The following is a 16,896-nucleotide window of genomic DNA, read 5'->3' as shown; positions in this document are numbered from 1 at the left end:
TGCTGATTACGTATTTCTTACAACCGTAAAACAAAAGCCCCGCAATGCGGGGCTTTTTTACTTGACCAATTTGAGCCCTGAGCGAGGTGTCAAATTGGTAGGCTTCTGTATGTCCAAGCCAGTCGGTAGAACCTCTGCCAGAAACTCTGGTGTGATACCGAGTTGTTCCGCTAGGGCTTCATGTGTGATGCCGTGATGTTCGTATAACACCTTCAGAGCTGTTTTGATCATTTCAGGTTGTTCACGGACACAAAACGGGTCTTCCTTCTCAGTTATTCCTTCACCCTGATTCTTCAAATAAATCACGGCGCCCCGGTACTGATAGTCATCTATGAGACCCAGCGCTTTTGCACGGTAAATTATCGCTGCCTTGCTTACCTGGAAGTCCATTTTCATTTTGCTAATACCAACCCAATCCAGTCTACTTCCTCGTCGAGGAAAAGCCTTCAAGAATGTTGATCTTGGTATCAGAAATGCTGATGCAAAACGGTTGGCTTCGGACTCTGTTTTGCGATCACCGGTGACTTGTCCTTCATGTAGTACTAAATGACCAAGTTCGTGAGCGATGTCGAATCGTAACCGAAACGGGCTCTGCTTTGCTTCATTCCTTACAATGACAGGTCTACGAGAGGTGATTGAAAGCGCATCAACCTCTGTTGAAGTGTCTTGAAAAAGCGTCACAACCGCACCGGCACGCTCTACAACTCTAACCATATGAGAGATTGGTCCAAAACCCAATCCCCAATATGAACGTAACCGCTCAGCCGCCTGTTCAATTTCTTCAGTCGTTTCAGCTCCTGATTCGTCTGGGAAGTCCACAGCTGGCAAACGTACCTTGGTATCGATGAACTCTACAAGCTGATCAAATACGGTACCTCGTGCTAAAACCTTCTGTTTCATGCTGGCCTTTGTTGTTGCCAGCTTACGGAAGTGAGCTTGTTCTTCAGATAGAGAAACCCCGACGGGCTTAAAGAAAAACGTCGGGGCTACATGGAGCGACCGCGCCAGGTCTCTGGTAGTTGGGTCGTCGAGCTTTAGCTTTCCTTTCCCATTCTCTAGCTGTGACACATATTGGCGCGTCGTACCTATATCTTCAGCGATGTCGTTTAGGGTTTTTCCCCAGTAATGGCGGGCCAGGCGTAGCTGACTACCCTTAAACACCCCGTCCATTTCTATCAACGGCTTCATCATCTTTACCTTCGGCCGTATCTTCGTCTATCGGAGATAGTTCAATTGGTTCAAGTTCCGCTGCGGCAGGAATTTCATCATCCACAGCCACGAGGGTCCTAACGCGTTCTGCGTTGTAACGCCATTCTGCCACTAAAGTGCCATCATATTCAGCATGAGCTTCATACCCGACGAAATAGATTTGATGATCATCTTCCTCCGGCAATGCCCGCTCGATGATAAACCGCCACAGGTATTCGGAATGGGCATCTTCTTCGAACAACTGCAATTGCCTTGCTTCGGAGTTCGTAGGATTCAGCACGCGCATTTTCTTGGGATTTTCGTGATCGTCAAGGAAAAAACGCACGGTTTCGCTGCCAATGCCCAGCAGCAGGTCATTTCCGGAATGCTTGATCGTCAACCATGGGTGCTCATTCGAGCGTGCAAGCTGGACTAGCGCGTTTTTAATTCTGGCCCAAGACAGCGTGCCACGGCTGTAGGAACAGTCGAGATCAGTGCTGGCGGTGCGAAGGGCATCATCTAGGACATCGAGTATTCGCTTGGCGATGATGCTAAGACGGCTAGAGGTCAAGCTCGAAGAGATTTCGGATGGTTTGTTCATGGATCCGCCTGACTGTTCCCTTCATCTGATTTGTAAACCATAATTGTGCCAAACTAAAAATTTGTCAAGCAAGCGCGCTCCTAGCCACGAGATTTCGCTATCCGTTCGAATTTGGCGCCATTTCCGCCTAATCTTGGCGTTTTCACCATCGCATCCGATCAGAGCTTCTGGCTCGCGAACTCAATGTCGCGGATAAACCTCCACAGACAAGATCCCTTGGCCAGGCCCACTGCAAAGCGCATCAAGTTCCTCTATTGGATTTATCTCATCCACTTCAATCGACTTAATGAATTCGTCAAACTCTTGAGCTTCAGACTCCAGCCCACTGCAAAGCGCATCAAGTTCCTCTATTGGATTTGTCTCATCCATTTCAATCGACTTAATGAATTCGTCAAACTCTTGAGCTTCAGACCCCAGCCCACTGCAAAGCGCATCGAGTTCTTCTAACCCATCGACGCTATCTTTAATAATATCAAGCTCAACCCCAGCCGTCGCCAATGAACGATGATTAGCTTGAAAAAAGCAATCACGACACCGACTAGAATCACCACGCAAATTTCGACAACTACAACTTGCAACCATATCAGCTTTACGCTTTAGACGCGATGCTGTAAATCGCTTGTAAGACTCACCTGTACCGTAGTTTTTCGATTCGACCTTGGCAAGATAGGATAAATGCTTGAAGCATTCTCCCAGCTTATCAACATCAAACCAATCGAACCTATGGACTTTGGGGACGATGTGAGTCGTACCACCTGCCAATTTAATCCATGTTTGGTCAATGAACTGCCACAAGCCTGTATGGCCTGCACCGTTGATTTCACCGAGATCACGCTTTCTACTATTAAACCCAAAAAACACATGACAATGTGGCTTGCCTTTCTTAGGACCGATTTCCCTGGCTGCACCATGAATAACTTTCCCTACTCGACAAACACTCAACGATCCTAGTCTGATCTTGACAGCCTCAATATATGCACTTAATAGCTGACCTTCTTTTTTATGACCTAATCGAGGACCATCAGGAAACCGGAGATCTACACGAATCACAGTAATTCTAGAGTGGTGGGTCATCAGCGAAAACAGCTGATCATGGATTCTAGCAAGGATTTCAACGTAACTTTTCTTATTGCGCTTTACGGACGCACGGATCGGCAAGCCTCTAAACAAGCCAGCCGAGGTTATTGTCATTCTAATTTTTGTACCTATATAAAATTTCTGATTACTGGAAAGCCATCCCCCCAATCACAGCCAATACTGCACCATCAGAATTAGCACAACCTATTTTCTTTCAACAGCACCGGGCAAGCGTATCACTCACTGAGTATCAGGAAGACAACGACACAACTCCCAGACCAGCATTACGATGCCATAGACTGGATATTTGATATAACCATATAGCAAGGCACATACCTGTCACGAACCAACCAGGCATTGGGCTTTACTGAAAAAATTGATACGGAAAACGGTACGAGAGGAAGGGACTTGAACTTAAAGACTAGCAAAAAATCTGATGGGACTAAACATTCAATCATTTTTTTTGCACATCGGACCAAATCGTTACCCCTTAGGCATCGACCGCCGAACACAACCCAAAAGCCACCAAAGCCCGATTTAAGCGGCGTTCAGGCCAAGGGTATAGGGGTGCATAGGCCCATAGCAGATCGCTTCTCAAAACGCAAATCAGGCACGCTGGCGCATCCTGTCAACGTCATCCCCAGACTTTCAAACGCGAGATCTGCGCGCAAGAGCGACGATCCTGAACCAAGGATAGGTCCATGGGCACGATACCAGAAACCATGCTCAGCTGATGGGTATAGACCAGACGAGAAACCTAAGTGAATCACGTTACAACTCAGCTCATCACTGAACCAAAATATCCGATTCTATTTCCCATCATCCAACGAATTGAGATAGGCAGCGATAATATCACCATGACATGCTGCGGGCTTACAATGGCATGCCAACCGATGCCCCTTGATCGCCATGACATGTTTTTCAAAATCTGCAGAGACCTTTAAGAGTCCGTTATCAAAATCATACTTAAATTTTCGAATAACCTCATCCCTATCACCATCAGCGCCAATTTGGTACGGATTACCCCAAATTGTTCCTCTACCAATGTAGGTATCATACGCATCACCACGATCCCTATTGACCACTCTAGTCAACTCGAGCTCGATAGCCCGGTACGGAATACCCATATCCCAAATAGCTTGCTTAACAAGAAAGTAGTCATCCCTATCTTCAAACAGGACGGCATGAGTACAATCACGAATTGCCTCTTGCCAAGTTTCGAACCCCTGAAACTCGATAGACTTTTCTGTGCAAAATCTTTCAACGAACCCATTGGGATCATCTGCACAATGAACCACAAACTTCTTAGACTGCAGGATTCGACCAAACTTTCTTTCAAATTTAACAAATGAAAGAAACTCAGCCGGATACATAACAAACACTTTATTAGTCATGTCAAATGCTGTACTTGAAGATCAATTTCTGGCCACTGATCTTTTAAGTATTCAATAACTAACCGTCGATGACAATGATGAGGAAGGTGCTCACTACATAGTAGGCAAGCCCCATCCAATGCAGATGGAGACAGTGCTTTTTCAATGCGTCGCTTTGACATAAGCTCCATAAACCTATCAGCATATTCATCCCAGCCAATCTCTTTCTGCTGATAGGGTTTTAGTATATTTTTGGTGGGAGCCAAGTCAGGCTCATAAACATACTCAATACCACAAAGCTCGTTTAGAAAGTACTTCAGATCATCTTTCTTCGCAAACCCTGACAACTGCGAGACGTTATTCAATCTAACATCTATCAGTTTTTTACTACCAGATAGTTTTAACAGCGAGAAAAAACGCTCAGCTTTCTTTTCTGTGAATCCAATTGTTAAAACCTTCATTGAACACTCCAGTCAGAAAACTGCCGCTATGAGTTTGTATGCATAACCATCAGTATGAAGCAGACCAAGGCTAATGGTTAGATATTTGACGGCATCCTTATACTCACCATCTTCAAAATTAGCATATTTCTTATGCCACTGCACATCCTTGATCCACAGACGATACGAAACGCCATTGTATACAAACTCACCACGAAATTTCTTCCTCCCAGAATCCGAGTCAGTCTCAACAGTCGTCGTGAGATTTTCGACACTGATCAGATAGAGGGATGGGGTCGGATGAATCAGTCGCCCCCCATGTACTCGATCATTAAGTCCATGCTTAGTAGGCTCACACCCTTTCAACCATAACCCATCGGGGGCGTCAACAATACGATCCAACACATCCGCAGCGTATTTCTTTTCGAGCCTCCACCGCGTGGCCCCAACAAAGTGGTTCTCTGCCTGGAAGCAAGAATTATCCTTTCCGTCAAACTCTATACGAATCAGGTCAAGCTTGACTGCATAGAAGCCGTCTGGATACTTGCGCTGCTCCAGGGTGATCGCCGATTTCGGCCCAGTGCTCACTGGCCGCACCCAAGATCCAACGCCTTGACCGGGAATGATTTCCTTACCCGCAACGCAAAAACCACCAGGCTTTTGCGAACACGCAAGACACAGCAACAATTTGGTATAGGGCATGAGTCCGTCCTTGGTGGTGGCTATTCAATCTCAGTCTACATGATCTTAGAATGCCATCACACTACCCAACCAAATCCCCGTGGTGCCCGCCGCCACGACGGAACACGTTGCGCCAAATATCAGCAATGGTGGGCCACCAAGAACACCTACCCAGCGTGGACCAAGTAGTACAACAGAGTAGTACAACGCAGAAACGAAAAAGCCCCGCAGACCTTAATCTGCGGGGCTTCTCGATGTATGGCGGAGAGATAGGGATTTGAACCCTAGGTACTGTTGCCAGTACAACGGATTTCGAATCCGTCCCGTTCGACCACTCCGGCATCTCTCCAATGCCGCGCATCATACCAGTGAATTCTGAAAACGCAAACCTTTATTTTCAAAAAAACCGCGTGGTATCAGGCGCTTGCGTGTGCGTGCGCCTTACAGCGGCACGCCCAGGCGCTTGGCAACTTCTTCGTAGGCTTCGATCACATCGCCCAGGCCCTGACGGAAGCGGTCCTTGTCCATCTTTTTGCGGGTTTCCTTGTCCCACAGGCGGCAGCCGTCGGGGCTGAACTCGTCGCCCAGCACGATCTGGCCGTGGAAGACGCCGAACTCCAGCTTGAAGTCGACCAGCAGCATGCCGGCGTCGTCGAACAGCTTGGTCAGTACGTCATTGACCTTGAGCGACAGCTTCTTCATTTCGACCAGTTGCTCGGCGGTGCCCCAGCCGAAGGCGACAACGTGGGATTCGTTGATGAAGGGGTCGCCCTTCTCGTCGTTCTTCAGGAACAGCTCGAAGGTGGAAGGCTCCAGCTTGATGCCCTCCTCCACGCCCAGGCGCTTGACCAGGCTGCCGGCTGCGTAGTTACGCACGACGCATTCGACCGGAATCATGTCCAGCTTCTTGACCAGGCATTCGTTGTCGCCCAGCAGTTTGTCGAACTGGGTCGGCACGCCAGCTTCTTCGAGCTTCTGCATGATGAAGGCGTTGAACTTGTTGTTCACCGTGCCCTTGCGGTCCAGCTGCTCGATGCGCTTGCCGTCGAAGGCCGACGTGTCGTTGCGAAACAGCAGGATCAAGCGGTCGGCGTCATCGGTCTTGTAAACCGATTTGGCCTTGCCGCGGTAGAGTTCGTCGCGTTTTTCCATGATTGGGCTCCGCTTGCGTGAGGGGTGGGCTAGGCGATGGCGCGCCAGTCGAGCCCGTGTTCCTGATTTGCCACCTCAAGCCAGTCAGGGTCGCACCCAAGGGTGTCGACGAAGCACTGGCGGGCCAGGTGTGGCAGGTTGTTCTTGCTGCTGAGGTGGGCCAGCACCAGGTGCTGCAGGGTATTCCAGCCCAGCTCATGTACCAGGCTCGCGGCCTGGTGGTTGTTCAAATGCCCGCGCATGCCGCCGACCCGCTGCTTGAGAAAGTAGGGGTAGTGACCACGCGCCAGCATGTCGCGGCAATGGTTGGCTTCGATCAACAGCGCATCCAGGTCGCGATAGCCGTCCAGGAGCCGCGCGTCGTACGAGCCCAGGTCCGTCAGCATGCCGAAACGGCGTGTACCGTCGCTGACCACGTACTGCAACGGTTCGTGGGCATCGTGCTCAACGCGCGATGCCGTAACCTCCAGGCTGCCGACGCTCAGGCGCTGGCCGCACGCCAGGAAACCGGCCACTTCCACCGGCTTGCGCAGCCCGCGCAAGGTGCCTTGGCTCAGGTAGACCGGTACATTGTAGCGCCGCGACAGCAGACCAACCCCATGCACGTGGTCGGCATGTTCGTGGGTGACCAGCACGGCGCTCAGCTGAGCGGCCGACACACCGAGCAGCGCCAGGCGCCGCTCGGTCTCGCGCAGGGAAAAGCCGCAATCGACCAGGATGTAGGTATCACCACTGGCGATCAGCGTGCCGTTTCCCTGGCTACCGCTTCCAAGTACGGCGAAGCGCACTTAACCCAGGTGGTCCTGAATGGCGCTCAGCACACGGCGAGCGACATCGGCCGGAGCCACGGTGTTGATGTTCTTCTCGACCGTGACCTGCACGTTCTCACCCACTTTGCTCAGACGTACCTGATAGCGCTCGGCACGGGCTTCGCGCTCTTCCTTGGTGGGCTCGCTGCCGAACACACGACCGAAGAAGCCAGGCTTGTTCTCCTTGTCTTCGGGTTTTTCGGACAGGTTGATGTAGTACAGGCCCAGACTGCGGTTGATGTCTTCTACCCGCCACTGGCCACCCTGCTCCAGGGCACGACCCACGCTGGACCAGGCGCGATCCAGGTCGGCGCCCACGTTCAGGACCGGGTTGCCGCTGCCGTCTTCGCTCAGGCTGACGCGGTTGGGCACATCGAAATCACGTTCGGCCAGCAGCGACACCGAACCGCCCTTCTCGGCGCTGCGGTTCATGCTGGCGAGCAACTCGTCGACCAGCAGGGCGTCGGCGCCGGTGTTGGTGGAGCTGGACGGGAAGTCGGGCTCGGCGCTGCTACCAGCCGGGCGCTCGACGGTGACCACGTACACCTCGGAGGTGTTGCGCTGCACGCCGGGCTCCATGCGCACACGCACGCGCACTTCGCTGTCGTTGCTGCTGGCCGTGCTGGCCAGGCGCTGACCAAGGGAGGCCGAGAGTTCGTCGAAACGCTGCCAGGTGGTGCTGAATTCGCCCGTTTGCGGGCGCTCTTCAGCAATACGGAAGCCGTTGTCCTCGAAGAACTGACGCGCCACCGGCCAGACTTCGGCCGGGGCGTGCTGGGCCAGCACCCAACGGCTGCTGCCGCTGCGCTGCAAGCTGTAGTCGTTGGCCTGGCCCGCACCGCCGGTCAGCGGCTGCGGACGCGGCACTTCGTACTCACCGCTGACATTGTCGTCGGCAACGTTGCGCGGGATGGGCAGCAGGGGGTCGAGGCGCTTGACGCCGCTGACGTCCGAGGGCAGCTGCATGGGCGCGGTCGAGTGCGCCTGCAGGTAATCGCTGCCGCGGTCGCGGAAATAACCATCCTCGCCCCACAGCCAGCCGCACCCACTGGTGCTGGAGATGATCAGGGCAAGGGCAGAAAGGCCAGCCAGTCGCTTCATGCAGGGTACTTCCTCTTAAACCAGTACGCCGGACTGGCGCAGGGCAGTACGGACTTTGTCGTGGCAGCCTTCGCTGAGCCAGGTCAGTGGCAGGCGAATGCCTTTTTTCATCAGGCCCATCTCGACCAGCGCCCATTTGACGGGGATCGGGTTGGACTCGCAGAACAGGTCTTTGTGCAGGGGCATGAGCGTGTCGTTGATTGCGCGGGCCTTCTCGGCATTGCCCTCAAGGGCGGCCTCGCACAGGTCGGCCATTTGCCGCGGGGCGACGTTGGCCGTGACCGAAATGTTGCCCTTGCCGCCCATCAGGATCAGCTCGACGGCGGTTGGATCGTCACCGGACAGCACGATGAAGTCGCTGGAAACGCCCTCGATGATGGCCTTGGCGCGGGCCATGTCACCGGTGGCTTCCTTGATGCCGATGATGTTGGGCACCGTCGAGAGGCGGATTACGGTTTCGGCCTGCATGTCGCAGGAGGTGCGGCCTGGCACGTTGTACAGGATCTGCGGGATGTCGACCGATTCGGCAACGTGCTTGAAGTGCTGGTACAGGCCTTCCTGGGTCGGCTTGTTGTAGTACGGCACGACCAGCAGGCAGGCATCGGCGCCGGCATTCTTGGCGTTCTGGGTCAGGTGCACGGCTTCGGCAGTGGAGTTGGCACCGGTGCCGGCGATGACCGGGATCGGGGTTTTGCTGCGCTTGACGCGCTCGACCACGTGCTTGATGACCAGGATGTGCTCTTCGACATCCAGCGTGGCGGACTCACCGGTGGTGCCGACGGCGACGATGGCGTGGGTGCCGTTTTCCAGGTGGAAGTCTACAAGTTTGTCGAGGCTGCCCCAGTCAACACGCCCTTGTGCATCCATGGGAGTGACCAGTGCCACCATACTGCCCGCAATCATGTATCTGCTCCTGCCGGAAAAAGAGAGCGGTAATGGTACTGGGGGCATCGGCCTTGCACAAGCGAAGCAGGCGGGCGGAGCATTCCCCTCGGCGCCTTATTTCGCTACCCTTGATGCTTTGATCGGTGCAGCACGGCCCGCCGGGCCGTAGACCCTGCTCCCCGCCAGCGCCCCGTCCTCGCCTGCGAGTGCCGAGCGCTGCCTACAGGAGGCTTTCGCCCGTCCTGCACCGACCGCTCATCGCTTTAGGAATGCTGCATGTCCACCCCCACTGTCCGCGAACAATTCCTCGTCATCAGCGCCTTGGGGCCCAACCCCATGGAGCTGGCCAATGTACTGAGCCGCGCAGCCTTCGAAAACCGCTGCGCGGTGGTTACCTCTCGCTTGAGCCGCCATGGCGAGACCAGCGCACTGGTCTTGCAGGTCGGCGGCAGCTGGGATGCCCTGGCGCGCCTTGAGGCCATGCTGCCTGGCCTTGGCAAGAAGCATGGCCTGACCCTGGACGTGGTGCGCAGCGCCGACCAGGAAGTGCGCCCGCAGGCCCTGCCCTACGTGGCCTATGTCAGCGCCGCCTACCGCCCTGACATCATCAACGAGCTGTGCCAGTTCTTCCTCGATCACCGTGTCGAGCTCGAAGCCATGACCTGCGACACCTACCTGGCACCGCAGACCGGCAGCAGCATGCTCAACGCTCAGTTCACGGTGATCTTGCCGGCCGGCACCCAGATCAGTTGGCTGCGCGACCAGTTCCTGGACTTTGCCGACGCGCTGAACCTGGACGCCCTGATCGAACCCTGGCGCCCACAAAACCCTGTCTGAGGAGGTTCCCATGGCCGTTGCACTCGACCAACCTGTCCCCGACTTCACTGCCCAGGCCACCAGCGGGCAGACGGTCAGCCTGTCGGCGCTCAAGGGCCGCCAGGTGGTGGTGTATTTCTATCCGAAGGACAGTACTCCAGGCTGTACCACTCAGGGCCAGGGCTTTCGCGACCAGCATGGCGCCTTCGAAGCCGCCAATACCGTGGTGCTCGGCGTCTCGCGCGACGGCATGAAGTCCCACGAGAACTTCAAGGCCAAGCAGGGCTTTCCGTTCGAGTTGATCAGCGACAAGGACGAAGCCCTGTGCCAGCTGTTCGACGTGATCAAGCTGAAAAAGCTGTACGGCAAGGAATACATGGGCGTGGACCGCAGCACCTTCCTGATCGACAAAGACGGTGTGCTGCGTCAGCAATGGCGTGGGGTAAAGGTACCCGGCCACGTGGATGCGGTACTGGCCGCGGCCCAGACGCTGAACCAGGCCTGATCGAAGCAGGGGCTGCGTCAACCTCGGTGCAGCCCAAGCCTGTCAGAGCAAGGGCGACACGCTGGGCTCCTGGCGAGGCCAGGCGTCCAGCACGGCCTTGATCAGGGTCGCCAGCGGGATGGCGAAGAAAATCCCCCAGAACCCCCACAACCCACCGAACAGCAAGACCGCGCAGATGATCGCCACCGGGTGCAGGCTCACCGCCTCGGAGAACAGCAGCGGTACCAGCACGTTGCCATCGAGCGCCTGGATGATCGCGTAGACCGTCATCAGGTAGATGAACTGGTCTCCCCAGCCCCACTGGAACAGGGCAATCAGCGTCACCGGCACGGTGACCACCACCGCCCCGACATAAGGCACGACCACTGACAGCCCGACCAGGAGGGCCAGCAACGCAGCATAGTTCAGGCCCAGGGTGATGAACGCTATGTAGGTCGCAATGCCGCAGATCAGAATTTCGATGCCCTTGCCCCGAATGTAATTGGCGATCTGCCGGTTCATCTCGCTGCCCACGCGGTTGAGCAAGGTGCGCTGACGCGGCAGGTAGCCACTGACCCAGCGGCCAATCAGTTCACGGTCCTTGAGGAAGAAGAACACCAGGATCGGCACCAGCACCAGGTAGATCATGGCGTTGACCAGCAGCGGCAGGCTGGACAGGGAGAAGGTAAGCGCCCATTGCCCGAACTTGCCGATCTCGCCGCGGACCGACTCGATGGCATGCAGCACCTGCTCGTCCGACACCAGGTGCGGATAGCGCTCTGGCAGCAGGAGCAGCAATGATTGCCATTTACCAAGCATGCCTGGCAGCTCGTTGAACAGGGTGATCAGCTGGTGCCACAGCAGCGGCACCAATACCAGCATGAACACCGCCAGTGCGCCCATGAACAGGGCAAATACCAGCAGGACCGCCAGTTTTGTAGGCACTCGCAGGCGCTCCAGGGCGTTGACCAGCCCTTGCATGAGAAACGCCAGCACCATGCCGGCCAACACCGGCGCCAGCATCCCGCCCAGCGTGAGCACCGCCGTGAACGCCAGAAACAGCAAGACCGCCAGCACCACCGCTTCTTCATCGGAGAAGTAGCGTTGGACCCAGTCGCGTAGCACTTTGAACATGAACGATCCTTGTGGGACTCAGGCCTTGCGCAGCCAGTAGGTGTAGGTACCGGCCTCGGCCGTTTCGTGCAACAGGCTATGACCGGCCAGTTTGGCAAAGGTGCGCAGGTCGCGTTGGGAACCTGCGTCGGTGGCGATGACCTTGAGTACGGCACCACTGGCCAGCCCATTGAGCGCCATCTTGGCCTTGAGCAGTGGTAACGGGCAGTTCAGCCCGCTGGCATCGAGCTCGGCGTCACAGGTCAGGGGGGTGCTCATCAATGGGGCTCTCCAGGGCAATGCCGGCCTACGGCCTGATCGGCCGCCTAGGATAGCGCCACTGGTCGCCAACGTGTGAGCCCGCTACAGTAGCAATCTTTGACCGACGCGAGCTTCGTGCATGAATCTACTGCGCCCTACCCTGCTGACGCTGGCCTGCCTGATGGCCCTGCCTGGCCATGCTGACGACCTGCCGTCGCTGGGTGACGCCAGTTCGGCGATCGTCTCGCCCCAGCAGGAACACCAGCTTGGCCGCGCCTGGCTGAGCCTGTTGCGCGGCCAGGTCAACCAGCTCAACGACCCGCAGCTCAAGGACTACGTGGAGACCAGCGTGTACCGCCTGGCCGAAACCAGCCAGTTGCAGGACCGTCGCCTGGAATTCATCCTGATCGACAGCCGCGAACTCAACGCGTTTGCAGCGCCAGGCGGCATCGTGGGTGTCAACGGCGGGTTGTTCCTCAATGCGCAGACCGAGGGCGAGTACGCCTCGGTACTGGCGCACGAACTGGCGCACTTGTCCCAGCGTCACTTCGCACGGGGCATCGAGGCACAGCAGCGCATGCAATTGCCGATGATGGCGGCGTTGCTTACCGGTATCGTGCTGGCGGCCGGTGGCGCGGGGGATGCCGGCATCGGCATGATTGCCGGCACCCAGGCGGCGGCGATTCAGGAACAGCGCAGGTTCTCCCGGCAAAACGAGCAGGAAGCTGACCGCATCGGCATCCAGAACCTGGAAAAGGCCGGCTATGACCCGCGCAACATGCCGACCATGTTCGAACGCCTGGCGCGTCAGTACCGTTACGACGCCAAGCCGCCGGAATTTCTGCTGACGCACCCGGTAACCGAGTCGCGTATCGCCGACACCCGTAACCGAGCCGAGCAGGCGCCGAAAGGCGGTGTGGAAGACAGCCTGCGCTATCAGCTGATCCGTGCCCGGGTAGCGCTGACGTATGAGGGTACGCCGGGGCTTGCGGCCAAGCGTTTTCGCGCCCAGCTCGACGAAGACCCCAAGCTCGATGCGGCGCGCTATGGGCTGGCGCTGGCACAGATCAAGGGTGGTCAGCTCAACGAGGCTCGGGAGATGCTCAAGCCGCTGCTGGCCAAGGCGCCCAATGACATTACCTACAACCTGGCGCAGATCGACCTGGATATCACCAACAATCGCCTGGCCGATGCACAGCAACGGGCCGAGCGTATGCAGGGGCTGTACCCGGGTAATTACCCGCTCAAGCAGGTGCGCGCCGACCTGTTGGTCAAGCAGAACAAGCCGGCCGAGGCGGAGCAGGTATTGAACGACCTGATCAAGAGCCGCCCGGATGATCCGGATGTGTGGTACGACATGGCCGAGGTGCGGGGCTTATCGGGCAATACCATCGGCCTGCACCGGGCGCGTGCGGAATACTTCACCTTGGTGGGGGACTTCGATCAGGCCATTCAGCAGCTCGACTATGCCAAGCGCCGCGCTGGGGGGAATTTCCCGCTGGCTTCGCAGATCGACCAGCGCCAGCGAGAGGTCCTGGAGCAGCAGCGCATGGTGCGGGAGATGATGGGGCGCTGAGGCGTTCTAGGGGCTGGAGCGGAACCGCTCACAAGGCTTAGCAGCGCGCCTGTAGGAGCGGTCTCGCCGGGGCGCCGGACCGCTCCTACAGAGGTTTTTCTACGAGGGTAATTGCGCCAACATGGGCGTTTAAGCCAGCGCTTGCCTCACGCGTTCCCGGAAAGCTTCAACCTGGCCGCCTGGGTGAAATCCAGCATCCGGTTCAGCGGCTTGATGGCTTTGGGCACCAAGGCTGGGTCGACGAAGATCTCGTCGCCGCCATTGCGCAGACAATCGAGCACGCGCTCCAGCGTATTCATCGCCATCCACGGGCAGTGGGCGCAGCTGCGGCAGGCCGCGCCGTTACCGGCGGTGGGGGCTTCCACAAATACCTTGTCCGGGCACAGCTGCTGCATCTTGTAGAAGATGCCGCGGTCGGTGGCGACGATGAAGGTTTTGTTCGGTAGCGTCTGGGCAGCCTTGATCAGTTGGCTGGTGGAGCCCACGGCATCCGCCAGGTCGATCACCGACTCCGGCGACTCGGGATGGACCAGCACCGCAGCGTCCGGGTACAGGGCCTTCATGTCGGCGAGCTGACGCGACTTGAACTCCTCATGAACGATGCAGGCACCGTCCCACAGCAGCATGTCGGCACCCGTCTGCTTCTGGATGTAGCGACCCAAATGCTGATCGGGGCCCCAGATGATGGTCTCGCCATTGTCCATCAGGCTTTCGACGATCTCCAGCGCGCAACTGGAGGTGACCACCCAATCGGCCCGTGCCTTCACGGCAGCGGACGTGTTGGCGTAAACCACCACGGTACGCTCGGGATGCTGGTCACAGAAGGCAGAGAATTCTTCGATGGGGCAACCCAGGTCGAGCGAGCAGGTCGCTTCGAGGGTGGGCATCAGCACGCGCTTGTGGGGCGTAAGAATCTTGGCGGTTTCGCCCATGAAGCGCACGCCTGCCACGATCACGGTCTCGGCAGGGTGCTGCTTGCCAAAACGAGCCATTTCCAGCGAGTCGGACACACAGCCGCCGGTTTCCTCCGCCAGGGCCTGGATGACCGGGTCGCAGTAGTAATGAGCAACCAGCACGGCATTTTGCGCCTTGAGCTCGGCAGCGATGGCCGCACGGTATTCGGCCTGCTGCTCGTCTGTCAGCGGATTGGGCTGCTTGGCGTCAAGGTGAGCCTGAACCAACAAGCGTTCGGAAATCTGGGTCATGATCGCTGGACCTGCAGGCGCGTGCGCGCATCAAATCGAGTGTATCACCCGGCCCTGACAGATCGGCTAAGGGCGCCGGACGGCGCAGGCCGCCACGGCCCTCTGCGGGCGCGGATTATTATGGAGGCCGAAGGCTACAGAGAAACCCGAGATTTCTAAAGCGGTTTTTATCCAACCCATACCTGCCCTCGCGCCAGGGGCCCAAGGGCAGGTAGCGCCGGGCTGTCAGCGCTGCGGCGAGAGCATTGCCAGCTGCGTGTTAACGAACGCGGCAAAGGCTTCGAGCGTCATTTTTTGGCCGTTGAAATCAACCATGCCATCGGCGTAGTGCAACGCGCTGATCACTTTATCGCCCTCCACCGTGGCCAGGCCGCTTTGCACGGCCATCAAACCGACCATTTCCCCTGCCTGGCCAGACTGCGTAGCGATGGCCTGGGCATCGGTCTGACCGTCGAGCAGCGCTTGCAAGGTGGCCAGGTCCCCTAGCATCGGCTTGGACAAGGACAGCTTGCCGGTGACCTGCGTCACCATCTGCTTTAGCGCCTGATCTTGTGGCAAGTCGAAGGAAGACGGCGCATCGAAGTCCATTGCCACATTGAAGTGACTCTCGCCATTGGCGGTCTTGAGGCTCAAGTCTTCGAGCGCCACCTTGGGTTTTGCCGCCAGCAGCGTGCGCAAGTCGCCCTGGAACTTGGCCTTTTCGGCTTCGGTCATGTTGATCTGTGGCGCCGACTGCCCGGCAGTTGCCGCGGCCTCGAACTCAGGCAAATGCGCTGCATACCAGTTGCTCAGCGCTTGCAGCGCGGGCGCATGGATGGACTTGAAGCCGACGATCATCTGGGCCTTACCGACCGCTCGCCCATCCCAAGTGATGTCCCCGAGTTTGTATTCAACGCGCCCGCCAAAGGTGTCGGGGCCTTCGAGGCTTTGCAGGGTACTGAGCTCGCCCCCTTTGATGACCAGCGCCTGTTGCCTGGGCCCGAGAGTGACCTTGGTCTCTGCCAGATACAGGTCAGCGTTGCCCGTGAACAGGTTGTCATGCGCAGTCGCCGCCAGCTTGCCACCCAACTTCAGCCCATTGAGTTCAAAGATCACGGGCGGCTGGTCTTCACTTACCAGTTTCATCAGGAAGTGGTCGGCCTCGCCATGGAAGCGCGAATCCTTGCCATCGCGATCCCCGCTGACCCCAAGTTCCATGCCCGAGAACGCCAGGCTGGTGCCGTTGGCATCGTCGAGCTTGACCGGCGCCAGGTGAACCTGGCTGTCGACACTGCCGCCGTACCCCATGCTGGTCTGGGCGCTGAACGGCACGCGGTCACCGGCTGCTGCGTACCAAGGCGCCGTGACTTCGTCCTTGTCCAGCGTGGTATTGCTCAGCGCCAACACTGGCAACAACCTGAGGGTCTTGACGCGAGACCATGGGAACGGGCCGTGCTCGATCTGATCGGTCACGCCTACATCAAAATTTACCACCTGTTGGCTGTTGGCATGCACATCGCGAGCGATCACACGGTAGTGTGCCGTGCTGCTGAACCAACGCTGGTCCAGCGATACCAACTCGATGCGTACGCTACCACCTGTGTTCACCAGTGACTTTTGCAGCTGCGCGTTGCTCAGGGCCAAGGCATGGTCCAGCTCACCCGGCAGTTGCTTGCCGGTGTACCAGGCTCCGCCAACGACCACTGCGACAACGGCCACCGCTACGCCGGACAGGATTGCTACTGAAGTCTTCGTCATGAATTAAACCGATTGATGTCCATAAAGGCTCGCACATCGCCTGCGCAGCCAGGAAAATGCAGCATATCACCGAAGGCCAGGATGATTGGCGGCCGCGCCACTGGAAAGGCAGGGCGGCCCGTTGGACAGGCCCACTTCAAAGATGTCAATTTTTACGAACACGCTTATGGCATTTGCATTGACAAAAACGACGTTAGAAACGCTTGAGTTTGCGGTTTTATCGATAAAAATCGCGCATTCGAAACACCTTGTCATGTTTAACTTGACACCCAAGACCCTATCGTTTTTTATTTTGATCACTTGCGTGATCCAGTCACGCCTCTGCTGCTCCAACATAAAGGTGAACAATATGGAGCCCACCCGCTCGCCGCTGCTGCCTGCGCCCTTCGCTGTGCCT

Annotated in this window: 17 protein-coding genes and 1 tRNA gene; 3 read left to right on the top strand and 15 right to left on the bottom strand. The window is 57.0% G+C overall.

What is annotated here, in order from left to right:
* Window positions 1-57: 57 nt before the first annotated feature.
* From MOP87_RS05030 to dapA, 11 genes are all read right to left on the bottom strand, one after another.
* On the bottom strand, window positions 58-1,191 hold the full coding sequence (locus MOP87_RS05030; RefSeq protein WP_242810183.1) for an XRE family transcriptional regulator: 1,134 nt from the start codon (window positions 1,189-1,191) through the stop codon (window positions 58-60).
* Window positions 1,154-1,789, bottom strand: coding sequence for a hypothetical protein (locus MOP87_RS05025; protein WP_242810182.1), 636 nt, complete (start codon window positions 1,787-1,789; stop codon window positions 1,154-1,156). Before MOP87_RS05025 ends, MOP87_RS05030 begins: the two co-directional genes overlap by 38 nt.
* Window positions 1,790-1,969: 180 nt before the next feature.
* Complete coding sequence (locus tag MOP87_RS05020; protein WP_181074715.1) at window positions 1,970-2,863, bottom strand: inovirus-type Gp2 protein; 894 nt, start codon at window positions 2,861-2,863, stop codon at window positions 1,970-1,972.
* Window positions 2,864-3,675: 812 nt separating this feature from the next.
* On the bottom strand, window positions 3,676-4,260 hold the full coding sequence (locus MOP87_RS05015; protein WP_125922054.1) for a DUF4326 domain-containing protein: 585 nt from the start codon (window positions 4,258-4,260) through the stop codon (window positions 3,676-3,678).
* Window positions 4,257-4,700, bottom strand: a complete 444-nt coding sequence (locus tag MOP87_RS05010; protein ID WP_125922055.1) for a DUF488 domain-containing protein — start codon at window positions 4,698-4,700, stop codon at window positions 4,257-4,259. The genes MOP87_RS05015 and MOP87_RS05010 overlap by 4 nt, the downstream gene beginning before the upstream one ends.
* A 12-nt stretch (window positions 4,701-4,712) precedes the next feature.
* On the bottom strand, window positions 4,713-5,381 hold the full coding sequence (locus MOP87_RS05005) for a hypothetical protein (protein ID WP_125922056.1): 669 nt from the start codon (window positions 5,379-5,381) through the stop codon (window positions 4,713-4,715).
* Window positions 5,382-5,619: 238 nt separating this feature from the next.
* Window positions 5,620-5,709 (bottom strand) — tRNA-Ser (locus MOP87_RS05000).
* Between the two features lie 92 nt (window positions 5,710-5,801).
* Window positions 5,802-6,512: a phosphoribosylaminoimidazolesuccinocarboxamide synthase gene (gene purC, locus MOP87_RS04995; protein WP_242810181.1), complete on the bottom strand. Its 711-nt coding sequence runs from the start codon at window positions 6,510-6,512 to the stop codon at window positions 5,802-5,804.
* A gap of 29 nt (window positions 6,513-6,541) precedes the next feature.
* Entirely contained in the window at window positions 6,542-7,300 is a 759-nt protein-coding gene (locus MOP87_RS04990) for an MBL fold metallo-hydrolase (RefSeq protein ID WP_027914235.1), read from the bottom strand.
* Complete coding sequence (gene bamC, locus MOP87_RS04985) at window positions 7,301-8,422, bottom strand: outer membrane protein assembly factor BamC (RefSeq protein WP_058638490.1); 1,122 nt, start codon at window positions 8,420-8,422, stop codon at window positions 7,301-7,303. It lies immediately after the preceding gene.
* Between the two features lie 15 nt (window positions 8,423-8,437).
* On the bottom strand, window positions 8,438-9,325 hold the full coding sequence (dapA, locus tag MOP87_RS04980; RefSeq protein ID WP_027914233.1) for a 4-hydroxy-tetrahydrodipicolinate synthase: 888 nt from the start codon (window positions 9,323-9,325) through the stop codon (window positions 8,438-8,440).
* A 258-nt stretch (window positions 9,326-9,583) separates the two neighbouring features.
* On the opposite strand from dapA, the gene MOP87_RS04975 reads away from it, so the two are divergent.
* Window positions 9,584-10,144 carry a glycine cleavage system protein R gene (locus MOP87_RS04975; RefSeq protein WP_023536329.1) on the top strand — a complete coding sequence of 187 codons (561 nt, stop codon included), beginning with the start codon at window positions 9,584-9,586 and terminating at the stop codon, window positions 10,142-10,144.
* A gap of 10 nt (window positions 10,145-10,154) precedes the next feature.
* Window positions 10,155-10,628 (top strand): peroxiredoxin, encoded by a 474-nt coding sequence (locus MOP87_RS04970; protein WP_023536252.1) that lies wholly within the window; start codon window positions 10,155-10,157, stop codon window positions 10,626-10,628.
* A 42-nt stretch (window positions 10,629-10,670) separates the two neighbouring features.
* On the opposite strand, the gene MOP87_RS04965 is transcribed toward MOP87_RS04970, so the two are convergent.
* Window positions 10,671-11,741, bottom strand: coding sequence for an AI-2E family transporter (locus MOP87_RS04965; protein WP_027914232.1), 1,071 nt, complete (start codon window positions 11,739-11,741; stop codon window positions 10,671-10,673).
* A gap of 18 nt (window positions 11,742-11,759) precedes the next feature.
* Entirely contained in the window at window positions 11,760-11,999 is a 240-nt protein-coding gene (locus tag MOP87_RS04960) for a sulfurtransferase TusA family protein (RefSeq protein ID WP_023536286.1), read from the bottom strand.
* A gap of 121 nt (window positions 12,000-12,120) precedes the next feature.
* On the opposite strand from MOP87_RS04960, the gene MOP87_RS04955 reads away from it, so the two are divergent.
* Window positions 12,121-13,557, top strand: coding sequence for a M48 family metalloprotease (locus tag MOP87_RS04955; RefSeq protein WP_027914231.1), 1,437 nt, complete (start codon window positions 12,121-12,123; stop codon window positions 13,555-13,557).
* A gap of 146 nt (window positions 13,558-13,703) precedes the next feature.
* Here the strand turns inward: MOP87_RS04955 and nadA are convergent, their stop codons facing one another.
* Both nadA and MOP87_RS04945 read right to left on the bottom strand, forming a co-directional pair.
* Window positions 13,704-14,762 (bottom strand): quinolinate synthase NadA, encoded by a 1,059-nt coding sequence (gene nadA / locus MOP87_RS04950; RefSeq protein ID WP_027914230.1) that lies wholly within the window; start codon window positions 14,760-14,762, stop codon window positions 13,704-13,706.
* Window positions 14,763-14,987: 225 nt separating this feature from the next.
* The gene (locus MOP87_RS04945) at window positions 14,988-16,499 is read right to left on the bottom strand and encodes a YdgA family protein (RefSeq protein WP_028687392.1); all 1,512 of its coding nucleotides are present in this window, start codon (window positions 16,497-16,499) and stop codon (window positions 14,988-14,990) included.
* Window positions 16,500-16,896 lie beyond the last annotated feature (397 nt).

This window comes from Pseudomonas sp. I3-I5 (assembly GCF_022699445.1).
GTDB classification, from domain to species: domain Bacteria; phylum Pseudomonadota; class Gammaproteobacteria; order Pseudomonadales; family Pseudomonadaceae; genus Aquipseudomonas; species Aquipseudomonas fulva.
This window is presented reverse-complemented; position numbering and strand designations above follow the sequence as displayed.